The organism is Pseudomonas sp. 273 (assembly GCF_029201425.1).
GTDB lineage: Bacteria > Pseudomonadota > Gammaproteobacteria > Pseudomonadales > Pseudomonadaceae > Pseudomonas > Pseudomonas delhiensis.
The window spans coordinates 5,972,271-5,989,477 of record NZ_CP116775.1; the positions used below are offsets into that span (position 1 = coordinate 5,972,271).

At 64.0% G+C, this 17,207-nt stretch carries 15 protein-coding genes and 1 pseudogene; 2 read left to right on the forward strand and 14 right to left on the reverse strand.

Features of this window, described 5'->3' with window-relative positions:
- Nucleotides 1-311: 311 nt before the first annotated feature.
- Nucleotides 312-1,547, forward strand: coding sequence for a hypothetical protein (locus tag PKO50_RS27300; RefSeq protein WP_275627796.1), 1,236 nt, complete (start codon nucleotides 312-314; stop codon nucleotides 1,545-1,547).
- Nucleotides 1,548-1,589: 42 nt separating this feature from the next.
- On the opposite strand, the gene PKO50_RS27305 is transcribed toward PKO50_RS27300, so the two are convergent.
- The 3 genes from PKO50_RS27305 to PKO50_RS27315 form a co-directional block, all read right to left on the reverse strand.
- Nucleotides 1,590-1,787: a hypothetical protein gene (locus PKO50_RS27305; protein ID WP_109936725.1), complete on the reverse strand. Its 198-nt coding sequence runs from the start codon at nucleotides 1,785-1,787 to the stop codon at nucleotides 1,590-1,592.
- An 832-nt stretch (nucleotides 1,788-2,619) separates the two neighbouring features.
- Nucleotides 2,620-3,117 (reverse strand): single-stranded DNA-binding protein, encoded by a 498-nt coding sequence (gene ssb, locus PKO50_RS27310; protein WP_249917947.1) that lies wholly within the window; start codon nucleotides 3,115-3,117, stop codon nucleotides 2,620-2,622.
- Nucleotides 3,118-3,135: 18 nt separating this feature from the next.
- On the reverse strand, nucleotides 3,136-4,524 hold the full coding sequence (locus PKO50_RS27315; RefSeq protein ID WP_275627797.1) for an MFS transporter: 1,389 nt from the start codon (nucleotides 4,522-4,524) through the stop codon (nucleotides 3,136-3,138).
- A gap of 212 nt (nucleotides 4,525-4,736) precedes the next feature.
- On the opposite strand from PKO50_RS27315, the gene uvrA reads away from it, so the two are divergent.
- Nucleotides 4,737-7,592, forward strand: a complete 2,856-nt coding sequence (gene uvrA, locus PKO50_RS27320; protein WP_275627798.1) for an excinuclease ABC subunit UvrA — start codon at nucleotides 4,737-4,739, stop codon at nucleotides 7,590-7,592.
- A gap of 100 nt (nucleotides 7,593-7,692) precedes the next feature.
- On the opposite strand, the pseudogene PKO50_RS27325 reads toward uvrA, so the two are convergent.
- From PKO50_RS27325 to rplO, 11 genes and pseudogenes are all read right to left on the reverse strand, one after another.
- Nucleotides 7,693-9,116: pseudogene (locus tag PKO50_RS27325) on the reverse strand (IS1182 family transposase).
- 112 nt (nucleotides 9,117-9,228) lie between these two features.
- Nucleotides 9,229-11,373 (reverse strand): catalase/peroxidase HPI, encoded by a 2,145-nt coding sequence (katG, locus tag PKO50_RS27330; RefSeq protein WP_275627799.1) that lies wholly within the window; start codon nucleotides 11,371-11,373, stop codon nucleotides 9,229-9,231.
- 259 nt (nucleotides 11,374-11,632) lie between these two features.
- Complete coding sequence (gene bfr / locus PKO50_RS27335) at nucleotides 11,633-12,097, reverse strand: bacterioferritin (RefSeq protein WP_275627800.1); 465 nt, start codon at nucleotides 12,095-12,097, stop codon at nucleotides 11,633-11,635.
- Nucleotides 12,098-12,300: 203 nt separating this feature from the next.
- Complete coding sequence (gene rplQ, locus PKO50_RS27340) at nucleotides 12,301-12,690, reverse strand: 50S ribosomal protein L17 (protein ID WP_089393437.1); 390 nt, start codon at nucleotides 12,688-12,690, stop codon at nucleotides 12,301-12,303.
- A gap of 43 nt (nucleotides 12,691-12,733) precedes the next feature.
- Nucleotides 12,734-13,735 carry a DNA-directed RNA polymerase subunit alpha gene (gene rpoA, locus PKO50_RS27345; protein ID WP_009617182.1) on the reverse strand — a complete coding sequence of 334 codons (1,002 nt, stop codon included), beginning with the start codon at nucleotides 13,733-13,735 and terminating at the stop codon, nucleotides 12,734-12,736.
- 22 nt (nucleotides 13,736-13,757) lie between these two features.
- Nucleotides 13,758-14,378, reverse strand: coding sequence for a 30S ribosomal protein S4 (rpsD, locus tag PKO50_RS27350; protein WP_109935924.1), 621 nt, complete (start codon nucleotides 14,376-14,378; stop codon nucleotides 13,758-13,760).
- Nucleotides 14,379-14,394: 16 nt separating this feature from the next.
- The gene (gene rpsK / locus PKO50_RS27355; RefSeq protein ID WP_003093689.1) at nucleotides 14,395-14,784 is read right to left on the reverse strand and encodes a 30S ribosomal protein S11; all 390 of its coding nucleotides are present in this window, start codon (nucleotides 14,782-14,784) and stop codon (nucleotides 14,395-14,397) included.
- Between the two features lie 18 nt (nucleotides 14,785-14,802).
- Nucleotides 14,803-15,159: a 30S ribosomal protein S13 gene (gene rpsM, locus PKO50_RS27360; protein ID WP_074985975.1), complete on the reverse strand. Its 357-nt coding sequence runs from the start codon at nucleotides 15,157-15,159 to the stop codon at nucleotides 14,803-14,805.
- Nucleotides 15,160-15,289: 130 nt separating this feature from the next.
- Nucleotides 15,290-15,406, reverse strand: a complete 117-nt coding sequence (rpmJ, locus tag PKO50_RS27365; protein ID WP_002555468.1) for a 50S ribosomal protein L36 — start codon at nucleotides 15,404-15,406, stop codon at nucleotides 15,290-15,292.
- A gap of 29 nt (nucleotides 15,407-15,435) precedes the next feature.
- A complete protein-coding gene (secY, locus tag PKO50_RS27370) occupies nucleotides 15,436-16,770 on the reverse strand; it encodes a preprotein translocase subunit SecY (RefSeq protein WP_009617177.1) in 1,335 nt (444 codons plus the stop codon).
- Complete coding sequence (gene rplO / locus PKO50_RS27375; RefSeq protein WP_009617175.1) at nucleotides 16,771-17,205, reverse strand: 50S ribosomal protein L15; 435 nt, start codon at nucleotides 17,203-17,205, stop codon at nucleotides 16,771-16,773.
- Nucleotides 17,206-17,207: the final 2 nt, after the last annotated feature.

Below are 17,207 nucleotides of genomic sequence, written 5' to 3' on the forward strand. Positions count from 1 at the left end.
TCGTTTCCGCCGGCGTTTCCCAACGCACCAGATTCGGCCCCAGCGCCCCGCGCCTGTGCATCCGTGTAACACCGACTCCGGGCCGTTTCACGGGTGGTCAAAACGTCAGCGTTTCACAGATAACACATTGATAGATAAAGAAAATATTCAAGCGAACAGCCACTCGTCCATGGCATGGAAACTGCTCCCTTCCTCGAGCTGGAAATTGAAACGTTGATTCATACAAGAAACAAGACAACCGGCCTTCGCGAAGCTGCGTGCGGTCCGCCAGGACCCACTTCCGGGGCCGCCTTTTCCGAGGTGATGCTTCCATGTCGAGACCTACCCTGCTGGCCGCACTCGCGCTGGCGTACACGCCCCTGCTGTTCGCCACCGAGCCCGGCCCGGCGCCGACCATCAGCCAGGGCATGAAGGACAAGCCCTTCCCGCACATTTCCTGGCGCAGCGAGGACGGCGACGCCAGCCTGGACATCGGCGGCGCCCTGCGCGCCAACTACCGCTACGAGGACTGGGACAGCAGCATCAACCGCCCGGCGCGTTGGCTGTTCGACACCTTCCGCCTGGACGTGCAGGGCCGCTACGAGCAGTTCAGCGTCGATGCCGGCTACTGGTTCCAGGACCGCAACAAGCGCGCGGTGGACCGCGCCTACCTCGGCTACCGCTTCGACGAGCGCTCCGACCTGCAGGTGGGCGCCCCGGCCAGGCCCTTCGGCCTGCTGCCCTACCCGCAGTTCGGCTGGAGCTACCACATCCCGTTCTTCCTCGGCTTCGGCGTCAACACCGGCACCGGCCTGAAGTACGGCTACAAGGACAGCAACTGGGACTTCCAGGCCGCCTACTACCCGCGGATGCTGCCTTCGAGCATCCGCTACGCCCCGGAAGTCGGGCGCTACGCGGACCTCAAGGACAACGCCATCCCGGCGCTGCACGGCCGCCAGGACAACGAGAAGCGCGACCAGGTCAACCTGCGCCTGGCGCGCAGCTTCCAGGCCGGCGACTGGAACAACGAGCTGGGCGCCTCGCTGGCCGCCTCGCGGTTGTACAACGCCACCACCGACGACAACGGCAGCTTCTGGGCCGCCGGCGCCCACGGGGTATTCAAGAACGGGCCCTGGACGATCTCGACCCAGGCGATCCGCTACGAGTACGACCCGAAGAACCCCAGCGGCGTCAGCGACGATGCCGTGCTCATGGGCGGCAACGGCCTGACGCCGGCCTTCCTGATCGCGGCCAAGGGCAGCATTGGCGGGCTCAACGTCGGCTACGACGTCGCCACGCCCTGGCTGGGGCCGGTGAAGAAGGTGAAGCTGTACAACGACTACAGCCGGCTGTGGAAGGACAAGAGCGGCTGGGACGACTCGCAGATGTACACCGCCGGCATCCAGTTCTTCGCCCTGCCGGTGATGGCCTGGCTGGACTTCACCTGGGCGCGCAACGCCAACCCCTGGGGCGGCGCGGAGAACGGCACGGGCTGGACCTCGACCACCTCCTCGGGCAGCAACGACTGGTACTTCCGCACCAACCTGAACATCGGCTACTACTTCTGAGCCGGGCGGCGGGGCCGGGCTCGCGCCTGGCCCCGCCGGCCCTCAGAAGCGCTCCGCCGCCTGGGCGTGGCGTCGCACCTCGTCCTGCTCCAGGCGCTCGCGGTAGGCATGGGCTTCCTGCTCGCTGTAGAACACGCCGACCAGCAGGCCCTGCTGGTGCACGTCCCAGCAGCGCCGGCCGAGGGCGCGGAATTCGCGGGATTTGTGGTCTTCGTCGCGCTCGGTGACAACTACGCTCATCGTTCTTCTCCGTTGTTTGACTTGCATCAAGGCGGAGTCAGATTCACTTAATTAGCCAGCTAACGAAATAGCCGAATCAGCAAAGGTTTTTTGCGAAAAGCGTGGGGAACGCGAGTCCCTCTCTGCCCTACGCCAAGCCCTCCCATGCCGTAGGGCGAATAACCGTTCGCGGTTATCCGCCGTTGGCCGTGCCACCGGGATGTCCGGCATGGCCGGTGAATCCAATCGCGGACGGAGTCCGCTCCTACGACCGTGCTTCCTGGAACCGTAGGAGCGGACTCTGTCCGCGATCATGGCGGATAACGCCGTAGGCGTTATGCGCCCTACGCCAAGCCCTCCTATGCCGTAGGGCGAATAACCGTTCGCGGTTATCCGCCGTTGACCGTGCCACCGGGATGTCCGGCGTGGCCGGTGAATCCAATCGCGGACGGAGTCCGCTCCTACGACCGTGCTTCCTGGAACCGTAGGAGCGGACTCTGTCCGCGATCATGGCGGATAACGCCGTAGGCGTTATGCGCCCTACGCCGGAGGTGGGCTCGGCGTAGGGCGCATAACCGTTCGCGGTTATCCGCCGTTGGCCGTGCCACCGGGATGTCCGGCATGGCCGGTGAATCCAATCGCGGACAAGGTCCGCTCCTACGACCGTGCTTCCTGGAACCGTAGGAGCGGACTCTGTCCGCGATCATGGCGGATAACGCCGTAGGCGTTATGCACCCTACACAACGAAAGCACCTTGGGTCCAGGACATAGGAGCGGACGCTTTGCAGACAGGCATGAAAAAGCCCGGCATCCCCAAGGGGAATGCCGGGCTTTTTTCGGAGCTGTCCGACGCTTAGAACGGAATGTCGTCGTCGAAGCTGTCGTAGTCGGCGGCCGGTTGCGGAGCCGGGGCAGCCTGCTGTTGCGGGGCCGGGCGCGGGGCCTGTTGCGGGCGCTGCTGGGGTTCGCGCGGCGCACGCGGGGCGTCGTCGCCGCCGGCGCCCGGACGGCCGCCGAGCAGTTGCATGTTGCCGTTGATGTCCACCACGATCTCGGTGGTGTACTTGTCCTGACCGTCCTGGCCCTGCCACTTGCGGGTACGCAGGCTGCCTTCGACGTAGATCTGCGAACCCTTGCGCACGTACTCGGCGACGATCTCCGCCAGGCGGCCGAAGAACACCACGCGGTGCCATTCGGTACGTTCCTGCTGCTGGCCGGTCTGCTTGTCCTTCCAGCTCTCGCTGGTGGCCAGGGTGACGTTGGTCACCGCGTTGCCGTTGGGCAGGTAGCGGGTTTCCGGATCGCCACCGACGTTACCAACCAGAATGACTTTGTTAACCCCACGGGCCATGACGCTCTCCTAAAGGCTTCAGCACGTCGCCGGCTCGGCGCCTGCCAGGCGCTCGAGGGACGTGCGATCCACTTGTTGGGAATCTACTTTGACATAAGCGGCGGCCTCTTCGGCGACCACCATCACATCGCTCACACCGGGCAATGCCTTGAAACGCTCGGCCAACGAGGCATCGCGCAGCGCCTCGTCAGACAGGGGCAGGCGGATGCTCGTTACATACGGCGGTTCACGCATGGTAACAGCAATCGCCAGCCAGATGGCAGCCAGCGCCGCGCAGCCGATGAACACCCCGTCCAGCCCGCCGTGCTGGAACATCCAGCCGCCGAGGACGCCGCCCACCGCAGCGCCGAGGAACTGGCTGGTGGAGTACACGCCCATTGCCGTGCCCTTGCCGCCGGCCGGCGACACCTTGCTCACCAGCGACGGCAGTGAGGCTTCCAGCAGGTTGAAGGCGGTGAAGTAGACGATGATGCCGAACACCAGTTCCTTCAGGCTGTAGCCGAATTCCCAGAAGAACAGCTCGCACAGCAGCAGGGTGGCCACCGCGCCGGCCAGCACGCGCTTCATCTGGCGCTTCTTCTCGGCGTAGATGATGAACGGCACCATGCCGAAGAAGCCCACCAGCAGCGCGGTCAGGTAGACCCACCAGTGCTCTTCCTTGGGCAGCCCGGCGCGCTCCACCAGGGCCAGCGGCAGGGCCACGAAGCTGGCCATGAGGATGGCGTGCAGCACCAGGATGCCGGCGTCCAGGCGCAGCAGGTCGGCATTCTTCAGGGTCGGGATCAGCGCCTGGGCGGCCACGCTGGACTCGCGGTGCTGCAGGCGGTGGTCCGGGCTGGGGACGAAGAACAGGATGATCAGCAGGCCGACCAGGGCCATACCGGCGGTGAACCAGAACAGCCCGTGCAGGCCGAACAGGTGCGTCAGCACCGGGCCGGCGACCATGGCCACGGCGAAGGACACGCCGATGCTCATGCCGATGGTGGCCATGGCCTTGGTGCGGTGCTGCTCGCGGGTGAGGTCGGAGAGCATGGCCATGACCGCGGCGGAGATCGCCCCGGCGCCCTGGATCACCCGCCCGGCGATGACGCCCCAGATGCCGTCGGCGTTGGCCGCCACGGCCGCGCCGAGGGCGAACACCAGCAGGCCGACGACGATGATCGGCCGGCGGCCGATGCGGTCGGACAGGGTGCCCAGGGGTATCTGCAGGATGGCCTGGGTCAGGCCGTAGGCGCCGATGGCCAGGCCGATCAGCGCCGGGGTCGCGCCGGCCAGGTCCTGACCGTAGGTGGCGAGTACCGGCAGGACCATGAACATGCCGAGCATGCGGAACGCGAAGACCAGGGAAAGGCCGACGGCCGCGCGGGTTTCGGTGCCACTCATGCGCTCAGTGTGGGTGTCGTGCATAAGTCCCTCAGGGGAATGACTGGAGCGGGCTTGTGCTTCTTGCTCCCGCAATGGCGTGCCCATCCGTTCCCGGATGGCCGGCTGCCGCCGACGCCGAAAAATAGCCGGGCATTCTAGCAGCCCTGCCGCCCGGCGGCACAGACGCGCCACTTTGCCGCGTACTGCCGGGGAAACGTATACTCAGCGGTTTTCGCCCGCCATGCGAGGCCGCTGTGGACAAGATCCTCATCCGTGGGGCACGTACCCACAACCTGAAGAACATCGACCTGACCCTGCCCCGCGACAAGCTGATCGTGATCACCGGCCTGTCCGGCTCCGGCAAGTCCTCCCTGGCCTTCGACACCCTCTACGCCGAGGGCCAGCGCCGCTACGTGGAATCCCTGTCGGCCTATGCCCGGCAGTTCCTCTCGATGATGGAAAAACCCGACGTCGACACCATCGAGGGCCTGTCGCCGGCGATCTCCATCGAGCAGAAGTCCACTTCGCACAACCCGCGCTCCACCGTGGGCACCATCACCGAGATCTACGACTACCTGCGCCTGCTCTACGCCCGCGTCGGCATCCCGCGCTGCCCGGACCACGACATCCCGCTGGAGGCGCAGACCGTCAGCCAGATGGTCGACCAGGTGCTGGCGCTGCCCGAGGGCCGCCGGCTGATGCTGCTGGCCCCGGTGATCCGCGAACGCAAGGGCGAGCACCTGGCGGTGTTCGAGGAGATGCGCGCCCAGGGCTTCGTCCGCGCGCGGGTCGACGGCAAGCTCTACGAGCTGGACGAACTGCCCAAGCTGGACAAGAAGCAGAAGCACTCCATCGACGTGGTGGTGGACCGCTTCAAGGTCCGCGGCGACTTGCAGCAGCGCCTGGCGGAGTCCTTCGAGACGGCCATCAACCTGGCCGACGGCATCGCCCTGGTGGCGCCACTCCCCGACGAAGACGACAAAAAGCAGGGCGAAGAAGGCGAGGAGATGATCTTCTCCGCGCGCTTCGCCTGCCCGGTCTGCGGCCACTCCATCAGCGAGCTGGAGCCCAAGCTGTTCTCCTTCAACAACCCGGCCGGCGCCTGCCCCACCTGCGACGGCCTGGGCGTGAAGCAGTTCTTCGACGCGCGCCGGGTGGTCAACGGCGAGCTGACCCTGGCCGAGGGCGCCATCCGCGGCTGGGACAGGCGCAACGTCTACTACTTCCAGATGCTCGGCTCGCTGGCCGCGCACTTCGGCTTCAGCCTGGAGGAGCCCTTCCAGGAGCTCTCCGCCGAGCACCAGAAGTTCATCCTGAACGGTTCGGGCCGCGAGAACGTCGAGTTCCGCTACCTCAACGACCGCGGCGACATCGTCAAGCGCGCCCACCCCTTCGAAGGCATCCTGCCGAACCTGGAGCGCCGCTACCGCGAGACCGAGTCCATGACCGTGCGCGAGGAGCTGGCCAAGTTCCTCAGCACCCAGCCCTGCCCGGACTGCCACGGCACCCGCCTGCGCCGCGAGGCGCGCCACGTGTGGGTGGGCGACAGGACCCTGCCGGCGGTCACCGCGATGCCGGTGGGCGAGGCCAGCGAATACGCCGCCGGGCTGACCCTGACCGGCCGCCGCGGCGAGATCGCGGCGAAGATCCTCAAGGAGATCCGCGAGCGCCTGCAGTTCCTGGTCAACGTCGGCCTCGACTACCTGACCCTCGACCGCAGCGCCGACACCCTGTCCGGCGGCGAGGCCCAGCGCATCCGCCTGGCCAGCCAGATCGGCGCCGGCCTGGTGGGGGTGATGTACATCCTCGACGAGCCCTCCATCGGCCTGCACCAGCGCGACAACGAGCGCCTGCTGGCCACCCTCACCCACCTGCGCAACCTGGGCAACACGGTGATAGTGGTGGAGCACGACGAGGACGCCATCCGCCTCGCCGACTATGTGGTGGACATCGGCCCCGGCGCCGGCGTGCACGGCGGGCAGATCGTCGCCGAGGGCACCCCCGAGCAGGTCATGAGCCACCCGGACTCGGTCACCGGCAAGTACCTCTCCGGCCGCCAGAAGATCGTGGTGCCGGCCACGCGCACGCCGCGCAACAAGAAGCAGTTGCTAAAGCTCAAGGGCGCGCGCGGCAACAACCTGCGCAACGTCAACCTGGAGCTGCCGGTCGGCCTGTTCACCTGCGTCACCGGCGTGTCCGGCTCGGGCAAGTCGACGCTGATCAACAACACCCTGTTCCCGATCACCGCCACCGCGCTGAACGGCGCCACCAGCCTGGAGGTCGCGCCCTACGATTCCTTCGACGGCCTGCAGCACCTGGACAAGGTGGTGGACATCGACCAGAGCCCGATCGGCCGCACCCCGCGCTCGAACCCGGCGACCTACACCGGCCTGTTCACCCCCATCCGCGAGTTGTTCGCCGGGGTGCCGGAAGCCCGCTCGCGCGGCTACGGCCCGGGGCGCTTCTCGTTCAACGTCAAGGGCGGCCGCTGCGAGGCCTGCCAGGGCGATGGCGTGATCAAGGTGGAGATGCACTTCCTGCCGGACATCTACGTACCCTGCGACGTCTGCAAGGGCAAGCGCTACAACCGCGAGACGCTGGAGATCCGCTACAAGGGCAAGAGCATCACCGAGGTGCTGGACATGACCATCGAGGACGCCCGGGCGTTCTTCGACGCCGTTCCGGCCATCGCCCGCAAGCTGCAGACGCTGATCGACGTGGGCCTGTCGTACATCAAGCTGGGGCAGAGCGCGACCACCTTGTCCGGCGGCGAGGCGCAGCGGGTGAAGCTGTCCCGCGAGCTGTCCAAGCGCGATACCGGCAAGACCCTGTACATCCTCGACGAGCCGACCACCGGCCTGCACTTCGCGGACATCCAGCAGTTGCTCGACGTGCTGCACCGCCTGCGCGACCACGGCAACACAGTGGTAGTGATCGAGCACAACCTGGACGTGATCAAGACCGCCGACTGGCTGGTCGACCTCGGCCCCGAAGGCGGCTCCAAGGGTGGCCAGATCATCGCCAGCGGCACGCCGGAGCAGGTGGCGGGGATGGAGGCGTCGCACACCGGGCGCTTCCTCAAGCCGCTGCTGGAGCGCGATCGGGCCTGACAGGAAAAAGCCCCGCCGAACAGACTGTGTGAAAACACGCTGAGAGCAAGGCCAAGCCAACGCCCCGACTGGTTCGGGGCGTTGGCTTTTCTGGGGAACATCAGGCCATCAATTCGATCAAGCGACGAGCACCGAGTACCTGGATCGCACGCTTGAGGTTGTAGGCCTGCACGGCCAGGGCCATTTCCGTGCTGGCGCCCCCTAACTGCCGTAGCAGGAAGCGGCCGTTGCCAAATATCCACTGCTTCAGGTTGCCGAAGGGGTGTTCAACGATGGATCGGCGCTTGGCCATCATGTCCGGTCGGGCCTTCAGGCGTTGCTGCATACGCTCGAAAGCCGACTCATGGGCGTGACGCGGGTGAGATGACGGCGCTTGCTGTTCGTACAGCGCGACTGCAAAGGGCAAGCGCAGCAATCGCCGCTGATCGCGTAAATCCTCTCCATGCCGCGTACCTGCTTGAGGAGGAGCCACTGGCCTGCCGGGCACTGGTAGCGGTCGTGCTCCGCGTCGTAGGTAAAGACGCTGCGATCGAACAGTTCCATGCCCTTGCCGTGGTTGTTGATACCACGGTTCAGCGGCACATACGCGGTGATGCCCGCCTCTTCGCAAGCATGGAACTGCTCGCCATTGGAGTAACCGGCGTCTGCCGTGACCGTCAGCTGTGCCTGCGCCAGCACCGCTTGGCTGGCTTCGGCCATCGGCTGCAGTTGGCGAGTGTCATTGCCGTCCCGGGTCACCTCGTGGTGCAGCACTAGGCAATGCTTGTCATCGACGGCGCTTTGCACGTTGTAGGCGACCCGCGCCCCCTGCTGGGTTCGCATCAACTGGGCATCGGGCTCGCCGATCACGAATTGCTCCAGCCCCTGGGCCTGCATCAGGACCTGGCAGGTCAGGTTGTCAGCATGCCGAGCCTGCAACTGTTCGAGGGCGGTCTTGACGGCCCCCCGGTCGATCCCTTCGCCGGCTTCGGCGCGGTCGGCTTCATCCAGATCGCTCAGATAACGAGCGATCTCGGCCTCCAGTCTGGCTTGCTGACGCTTGAGCCGCGCCAGGCTCAAGTGCTTGCGTCGTGAAGCCACCGCCTGAAACTTGCTGCCATCGATAGCCACCAACTGACCACCGATCAGCCCGACCTGACGGCAGAACTGCACAAAGGCACGGCAGGTTGCCTGGAACGCCACACCGTTGTCTTTACGGAAATCGGCAATGGTCTTGAAGTCCGGTACCAGTTGGCCCAGCAACCACATCACTTCGACATTGCGCTGGCACTCGGCCTCCAGTCGGCGCGAGGAACGGATTCGATGGAAGTAGCCATACAGGTACAGCTTGAGCAAGTCGGCCGGATCATAGGCCGGACGTCCAACCTTGCTAGCTCGCGCCTTGCTGAAGCCCAGTCTGTGCAAATCCAGCCGCGCCACGTAGGCCTCGATCACGCGGACCAGATGTTCTTCGGGGACCAGTTCATCCAGACACACTGGAAACAAGCTGCCCTGATCACGCCCTTCACCGCGGATATAGCCCATAAACGACAATGCCCGTATCGATCGATACGGGCATTGTCTTGGGCTTGCACTCAGACTGCTAGGTTTTCACACAGTCTGCGAAGCGGGGCTTTCTCTTTTCAGCCGACGAACATCAGGCCAGGTCGAAGCGGTCCAGGTTCATCACCTTGGTCCAGGCGGCGACGAAGTCCCTGACGAATTTCTCCTTGGCATCGCTGCTGGCGTAGACCTCGGCCAGCGCACGCAGCACCGAGTGCGAACCGAAGATCAGGTCGGCACGGGTGGCGGTCCACTTCGGTTCGCCGCCCTTGCGGGCGCGGCCTTCGAAGACTTCCGCCGAGCCGTCCACAGGCGCCCAGACGGTGCCCATGTCCAGCAGGTTGACGAAGAAGTCGTTGCTGAGCACGCCGGGCTTGTCGGTGAACACGCCGTGGGCGCTACCATCGTAGTTGGCACCCAGCATGCGCAGGCCGCCGACGAGCACAGTCAGCTCCGGAGCGGTCAGGGTCAGCAGCTGGGCCTTGTCGACCAGCAGTGCCTCGGTGGAGGTACCGGGATTGGCGCTCTTGTAGTTGCGGAAGCCATCTGCGATGGGCTCCAGCACCTCGAAGGATTCGACGTCGGTCTGGTCCTGGCGAGCGTCCACACGGCCCGGTGCGAAGGGCACGTCGACATTCACGCCAGCAGCCCTGGCGGCCTGCTCGACGCCCACGTTGCCGGCCAGCACTATCACGTCGGCCAGCGATGCCTTGCCGGTGCTCCTCTGGATCTCGTCGAGCTTGGCCAGCACCTTGGCGAGTTGCGGCGGGTTGTTGACTTCCCAGTCCTTCTGCGGCGCCAGGCGAATGCGCGCGCCATTGGCACCACCGCGCTTGTCGCCACCGCGGAAGGTGGAGGCCGAGGCCCAGGCGGTGGACACCAGCTCGGCGGTCGACAGGCCGGACTCGGCGATCTTCGCCTTCAGCTCGGCGATGTCCGCGGCGCTGGGGTTGTGCGTGGCCGGCGGCAGCGGGTCTTGCCAGATCAGGTCTTCCTTCGGCACTTCCGGGCCGAGGTAGCGGGCCTTCGGCCCCATGTCGCGGTGGGTCAGCTTGAACCAGGCGCGGGCGAAGGCGTCGGCGAAGGCCTGCGGATCGTTGAGGAAGCGCCGCGAGATCTTTCCGAACTCGGGGTCGAAGCGCAGGGTCAGGTCGGTGGTGAGCATGGTCGGCTTGCGCTTCTTCGACGGGTCGAAGGGATCGGGGATGATCTCCGGCGCGTCCTTGGCGACCCACTGGATGGCCCCGGCGGGCGAGCGGGTCTGCTCCCATTCGTACTTGAACAGGTTCTCGAAGAAGAAGTTGCTCCACTGGGTGGGAGTCTGCGTCCACACCACCTCGATGCCGGAGGTGATGGCGTCGGCACCGCTGCCGGAGCCGTAGCTGCTGGCCCAGCCGATGCCCTGCTGCTCGATGGAGGCGGCTTCGGGTGCCGCGCCCACGTTATCGGCCGGGCCGGCGCCGTGGGTCTTGCCGAGGGTATGGCCACCGGCGATCAGGGCGACGATTTCCTCGTCGTTCATCGCCATGTTGCCGAAGGTCGCACGGATGGCCGGCGCGGCCGAGAGCGGGTCGCCGCTGGCGTTCGGGCCTTCCGGGTTCACGTAGATCAGGCCCATCTCGGTGGCGGCCAGGGGGTTCTTGGCCAGGGCCTCGGGGTCGCGGTGCACCAGCCAGGCTTTCTCGTCCCCCCAGTTGACGTCGGTGTCCGGCTCCCAGACATCGTCACGGCCGGCGCCGAAACCGAAGGTACGGAAACCCATGGTTTCCAGGGCCACGTTGCCGGCGAGCACCATCAGGTCGCCCCAGGAAATCTTCTGCCCATATTTCTGCTTGATCGGCCAGAGCAGGCGCCGCGCCTTGTCCAGGCTGACGTTGTCCGGCCAGGAGTTCAGCGGTGCGAAGCGTTGTTGCGCACGGCCGGCGCCGCCGCGGCCGTCGGCGATGCGGTAGGTCCCGGCGGCGTGCCAGGCCATGCGGATCATCAGGCCGCCGTAGTGGCCCCAGTCGGCCGGCCACCATTCCTGGGAGTCGGTCATCAGGTGTTTCAGGTCGGCCTTCAGGGCCGAGTAGTCGAGTTTCTTGAACTCGTCGCGATAGTTGAACTTCTCACCCAACGGGTTGGATCTTTCCGAATGCTGGTTCAGCACTTCCAGCTTCAGTTGATTCGGCCACCAGTCCTGGTTGGTGGTGCCGCCACCAGCAACATAATGGAACGGGCATTTCGCTTCATTCGACATTGCTTTCTCCTTTGTCCTCATCGGGTCGGTCTGATCGACAGCTTGCCGACGGTGGGTTAAGACTAGTACCGCTCCGCTGGAGGGACCAATTTATGAAAAGCAACGGTGCGATAGTTTTTATCTCTTACCAGAACCGCGCCTGATAGCGTCCCGAACAGCGGCAATACAGCACTGCAATCCTCCCGGCAGCGCGTAGTGGCAACAAAAAAGCCCCTGCGTCCGGCGGGCGCGAGGGGCTTCTTTCAGTGCGGGTGGAACCTCATATCTGCGACTGCAGGTAGTTCTCCAGGCCTATCTTGGCGATCAGCCCGAGTTGCTGCTCCAGCCAGTAGGCATGGTCTTCCTCGGTGTCGGCCAGTTGGGTCTTGAGGATGTCGCGGCTGACGAAATCCTTGTGCTGCTCGCAAAGGGCGATGCCCTTGGCCAGGGCTGCGCGCACCTGGCGCTCCAGCTTGAGGTCGGCCTCGAGCATCTCCGGCACGGTACGGCCCGCGTGGATATCGTCGGGGCGCATGCGCGGCGTGCCCTCCAGCAGCAGGATGCGGCGGATCAGGGCATCGGCGTGCTGGGTTTCCTCTTCCATCTCGTGGTTGAGGCGCTCGTAGAGCTTGGCGAACCCCCAGTCCTCGTACATGCGCGAGTGGATGAAGTACTGGTCACGCGCGGCCAGCTCGCCAGTCAGCAGGGTATTGAGGTAGTCGATTACTTCAGCATGGCCTTGCATCAGTCAGCTCCATGAATCCGATGAGGAATTGAAGAGAATTGGCTCCTCGACGACCATGATCCGCGTCAAGTCGAGGATAGTCCCGACGGCGCGGCAGCGCCTCACCAGGCACGTGGACCATGGGGCCGAAGGGAACGAGATACATTTCCGGCGGGCAATAAAAAACCGGGCCTGGGCCCGGTTTTTCACGAGTGGCTTTCGCCTTACTCGGCAGCTTCAACCGCTTCGCCGCCTACAGCACGATCAACCAGCTCGACGTACGCCATGGGGGCGTTGTCGCCAGCGCGGAAACCGCACTTGAGGATGCGCAGGTAGCCGCCCGGACGGTTGGCGTAGCGCTTGCCCAGCTCGTTGAACAGCTTGCCTACGGCTTCTTTCGAACGAGTACGGTCGAAAGCCAGACGACGGTTGGCGACGCTGTCTTCCTTGGCCAGGGTGATCAGCGGCTCGGCAACGCGGCGCAGTTCCTTGGCTTTGGGCAGGGTGGTTTTGATCAGCTCGTGCTCGAACAGCGACACAGCCATGTTCTGGAACATGGCCTTGCGGTGCGAGCTGGTACGGCTCAGGTGACGACCACTTTTACGATGGCGCATGGTTCAATTCCTTTCCAAACTTTACGTTCGGTAGCTACGACGATCAGGCAGTAGCCTTGTCGTCTTTCTTAAGACTTGCCGGCGGCCAGTTGTCGAGGCGCATACCGAGGGACAGACCGCGAGAGGCCAGGACGTCCTTGATTTCGGTCAGGGACTTCTTGCCCAGGTTCGGAGTTTTCAGCAGCTCTACTTCGGTGCGCTGGATCAGGTCACCGATGTAGTAGATGTTCTCCGCCTTCAGGCAGTTGGCCGAACGAACGGTCAGCTCCAGGTCATCGACCGGACGCAGCAGGATCGGATCGATCTCGTCTTCCTGCTCTTCAACGACGGGCTCGCTGTCGCCCTTGAGGTCCACGAACGCTGCCAGCTGCTGTTGCAGGATGGTAGCGGCGCGACGGATAGCCTCTTCGGGGTCCAGGGTGCCGTTGGTTTCCAGATCGAGGACCAGCTTGTCCAGGTTGGTACGCTGTTCGACACGGGCGTTCTCGACCACGTAGGCAACACGACGTACGGGGCTGAACGAGGCGTCGAGCTGCAGACGGCCGATGCTGCGGCTTTCGTCTTCATCGCTCGAGCGGGCATCAGCCGGCTCGTAGCCACGGCCACGAGCGACTTTCAGCTTCATGTTCAGCGCGCCGTTATCGGCCAGGTGGGCGATAACATGGTCACCGTTGACGATCTCGACATCATGATCCAGCTGAATATCGGCAGCGGTCACCACACCCGAGCCCTTTTTCGCCAGGGTCAGCGTCACTTCGTCACGGCCGTGCAGCTTGATGGCCAGACCTTTCAGGTTGAGCAGGATCTCGATGACATCTTCCTGCACACCTTCGATCGCCGAGTACTCGTGGAGTACGCCGTCGATCTCGGCCTCGACCACTGCGCAGCCAGGCATGGAGGACAACAGGATGCGACGCAGCGCGTTGCCCAGGGTATGGCCGAAGCCACGCTCGAGAGGCTCGAGCGTGATCTTGGCGCGGGTTTGGCTGACCACCTGCACATCGATGTGGCGGGGGGTCAGGAACTCATTTACCGAACTCTGCATGGATGCACCTATTTTCTAGCCCTTACTTGGAGTAGAGCTCGACAATCAGGTTTTCGTTGATGTCGGCGGACAGATCGGCGCGAGCCGGAACACTCTTGAAGGTACCGGACTTCTTGTCGGCGTCCACTTCGACCCATTCAACGCGGCCGCGCTGGGCGCACAGGTCCAGGGCTTGGGCGATACGCAGCTGGTTCTTCGACTTCTCGCGAACAGCAACGACGTCACCGGCCTTGATCTGGTAGGACGGGATGTTGACGGTCTGACCGTTCACGCTGATGGTCTTGTGGGACACCAGCTGACGGGATTCCGAACGGGTGGAACCGAAGCCCATACGGTAGACGACGTTGTCCAGACGGCATTCCAGCAGTTGCAGCAGGTTCTCACCAGTGGAGCCCTTGCGGCGGGAAGCCTCTTGGTAGTAACCACGGAACTGACGCTCCAGAACACCATAGATGCGGCGAACTTTCTGCTTCTCACGCAGCTGCAGACCGTAGTCGGACAGACGGCCACGGCGAGCGCCGTGCTGGCCAGGAACCTGTTCGGCCTTGCACTTGGAGTCCAGAGCGCGAGCGCCGCTCTTCAGGAACAGGTCGGTGCCTTCACGGCGAGACAGTTTGCATTTGGGACCAATGTAACGAGCCATTTCTCACTGTCTCCTATTACACGCGACGCTTTTTCGGCGGGCGGCAGCCGTTGTGCGGGATCGGGGTTACGTCGGTAATGCTGGCGATCTTGTAACCGCAGGCATTCAGCGCACGAACAGCCGATTCGCGACCCGGGCCCGGGCCTTTGACGTTGACGTCAAGGTTCTTCAGACCGTATTCCAGAGCAGCCTGGCCGGCACGCTCGGCCGCTACCTGGGCAGCGAACGGGGTGCTCTTACGCGAGCCGCGGAAACCCGAACCACCGGAAGTGGCCCAGGACAGGGCGTTGCCCTGACGGTCGGTGATGGTAACGATGGTGTTGTTGAAGGACGCGTGGATATGCGCGATCCCGTCAACCACCGTCTTTTTGACTTTCTTACGAGGACGAGCAGCAGGTTTTGCCATGACTATATTCCTAAGCGATTACTTGCGGATCGGCTTACGCGGGCCCTTGCGGGTGCGCGCGTTGGTCTTGGTACGCTGACCGCGAACCGGCAGACCGCGACGATGACGCAGACCGCGGTAGCAACCGAGGTCCATCAGACGCTTGATGTTCATGTTGATTTCGCGGCGCAGGTCACCTTCGGTGGTCAGCTTGGCCACCTCGTTGCGCAGCGAATCGATCTGCTCTTCGCTCAGTTCCTTGATCTTCACTACCGGGCTGATGCCGGTGGCAGCGCAGATGCTCTGTGCGGTGGTGCGACCGACACCATAGATGTAGGTCAGCGAGATAACAGTGTGCTTGTTATCCGGAATGTTTACGCCTGCAATACGGGCCATTCAGAAAAACTCCAATTGACAGCTACCCGGCGCCCAGGAAGCCAAGAAAGGGCGCGGATATTAGCGCTGTAATAACAAATAATCAACCCGGCAGCGCACTAGCTGCCGGGCTATAACGCGTGGTTCACACTCAGCCTTGGCGCTGCTTGTGACGCGGCTCCGCGCTGCAGATCACGCGAACGACGCCTTCGCGACGGATGATCTTGCAGTTGCGGCACAGCTTCTTAACCGATGCACGAACTTTCATCAGTGACTCCTACTAACCTTACGGGCCGGTCAGCGCAGCATGCTGCTGCCGCCATAACCCTTCAGGTTGGCTTTCTTCATGAGGGATTCGTACTGGTGAGAAACGAGGTGCGATTGTACTTGGGCCATAAAGTCCATCACAACCACGACCACGATCAGCAACGAGGTCCCGCCGAGGTAGAACGGAACGTGAGCAGCCACCACCAGGAACTGGGGCAACAGGCACACCGCCGTCATGTACAGGGCACCGAACATGGTCAAACGGGTCAGCACGCCATCGATGTAGCGAGCGGACTGTTCGCCCGGACGAATACCCGGAATAAATGCACCGGACTTCTTGAGGTTTTCCGCCACGTCCTTGGGATTGAACATCAGCGCTGTGTAGAAGAAGCAGAAGAAGATGATCCCTGCACTAAACAGCAGAATGTTCAGCGGCTGCCCCGGCGCGATCGCTTGCGCGACGTCCTGCAGCCAACCCAGGCCCTCCGACTGACCGAACCAGGCGCCCAGGGACGCCGGGAACAGCAGGATGCTGCTGGCGAAGATGGCCGGGATCACGCCCGCCATGTTCACTTTCAGCGGCAGATGGCTGGTTTGCGCGGCAAACACCTTGCGACCTTGCTGGCGCTTGGCGTAATGCACGGCGATGCGGCGCTGACCGCGCTCGATGAACACCACGAACGCGATGATCGCGACGGCCAGCAGGCCTACGGCGATCAGGGCGAAGATGTTGATGTCACCTTGGCGGGCGGACTCGAAGGACTGCCCGATAGCGCGCGGCAGGCCGGCGACGATCCCGGAGAAGATCAGCATGGAGATACCATTGCCGACGCCCCGCTCGGTGATCTGCTCGCCCAGCCACATCATGAACAGCGCACCCGCCACGAAGGTGGTGACTGCCACGAAGTAGAAGCCGAAGTCATTGGAGAAGGCCACGCCCTGGCTGCCCAGACCAACGGCCATGCCGATGGCCTGGACCAGTGCCAGGACGAGCGTTGCGTAGCGGGTGTACTGGCTGATCTTGCGACGCCCAGACTCACCCTCTTTCTTCAACTGCTCCAGCTGCGGGCTGATAGCGGTCATGAGCTGCATGATGATCGATGCCGAGATGTACGGCATGATCCCCAGTGCGAAGATGCTCATGCGCTCCAGCGCGCCGCCGGAAAACATGTTGAAGAGGCTAAGAATGGTCCCCTCGTTCTGCCGGAACAGTGCCGCCAAGCGATCGGGGTTGATGCCCGGAACCGGGATGTGCGCACCTATCCGATAGACGATGATCGCCAGGAACAGGAAACGCAGACGTGCCCAGAGCTCGGACAGACCGCCACCGTTGCTCAGCGCAGAGAGAGCACCTTGCTTAGCCATTTAGTCCTCGATTTTGCCGCCAGCTGCTTCGATAGCCGCACGAGCGCCCTTGGTGGCGCCGATGCCTTTCAGGGTGACCGCGCGGGCAACTTCACCGGACAGCACGACTTTGACGCGCTGTACGTTGCGGTTGATCACGTTGGCATCCTTCAGGGCCTGCACGGTGACGACTTCGCCTTCGACCTTGGCCAGCTCGGAGGTACGAACCTCGGCGCGATCCAGGGCTTTCAGGGACTTGAAGCCGAACTTCGGCAGACGGCGGTGCAGCGGCTGCTGGCCACCCTCGAAGCCCGGGGCGATGGTGCCGCCGGAGCGAGAGGTCTGACCTTTGTGACCACGGCCACCGGTCTTGCCCAGACCGCTACCGATGCCACGGCCCGGACGCAGCTTCTCGCGACGGGCACCCGGCGCGGAACGCAGATCGTTCAGTTGCATGG

Bases quoted from the DNA above. Each gene is read 5' to 3' on its own strand.
- PKO50_RS27300 (WP_275627796.1), top strand. From the start codon at position 312: ATGTCGAGACCTACCCTGCTGGCCGCACTCGCGCTGGCGTACACGCCC.
- PKO50_RS27305 (WP_109936725.1), bottom strand. From the start codon at position 1,787: ATGAGCGTAGTTGTCACCGAGCGCGACGAAGACCACAAATCCCGCGAA.
- ssb (WP_249917947.1), bottom strand. From the start codon at position 3,117: ATGGCCCGTGGGGTTAACAAAGTCATTCTGGTTGGTAACGTCGGTGGC.
- PKO50_RS27315 (WP_275627797.1), bottom strand. From the start codon at position 4,524: ATGCACGACACCCACACTGAGCGCATGAGTGGCACCGAAACCCGCGCG.
- katG (WP_275627799.1), bottom strand. From the start codon at position 11,373: ATGTCGAATGAAGCGAAATGCCCGTTCCATTATGTTGCTGGTGGCGGC.
- bfr (WP_275627800.1), bottom strand. From the start codon at position 12,097: ATGCAAGGCCATGCTGAAGTAATCGACTACCTCAATACCCTGCTGACT.
- rplQ (WP_089393437.1), bottom strand. From the start codon at position 12,690: ATGCGCCATCGTAAAAGTGGTCGTCACCTGAGCCGTACCAGCTCGCAC.
- rpoA (WP_009617182.1), bottom strand. From the start codon at position 13,735: ATGCAGAGTTCGGTAAATGAGTTCCTGACCCCCCGCCACATCGATGTG.
- rpsD (WP_109935924.1), bottom strand. From the start codon at position 14,378: ATGGCTCGTTACATTGGTCCCAAATGCAAACTGTCTCGCCGTGAAGGC.
- rpsK (WP_003093689.1), bottom strand. From the start codon at position 14,784: ATGGCAAAACCTGCTGCTCGTCCTCGTAAGAAAGTCAAAAAGACGGTG.
- rpsM (WP_074985975.1), bottom strand. From the start codon at position 15,159: ATGGCCCGTATTGCAGGCGTAAACATTCCGGATAACAAGCACACTGTT.
- rpmJ (WP_002555468.1), bottom strand. From the start codon at position 15,406: ATGAAAGTTCGTGCATCGGTTAAGAAGCTGTGCCGCAACTGCAAGATC.
- secY (WP_009617177.1), bottom strand. From the start codon at position 16,770: ATGGCTAAGCAAGGTGCTCTCTCTGCGCTGAGCAACGGTGGCGGTCTG.
- rplO (WP_009617175.1), bottom strand. From the start codon at position 17,205: ATGCAACTGAACGATCTGCGTTCCGCGCCGGGTGCCCGTCGCGAGAAG.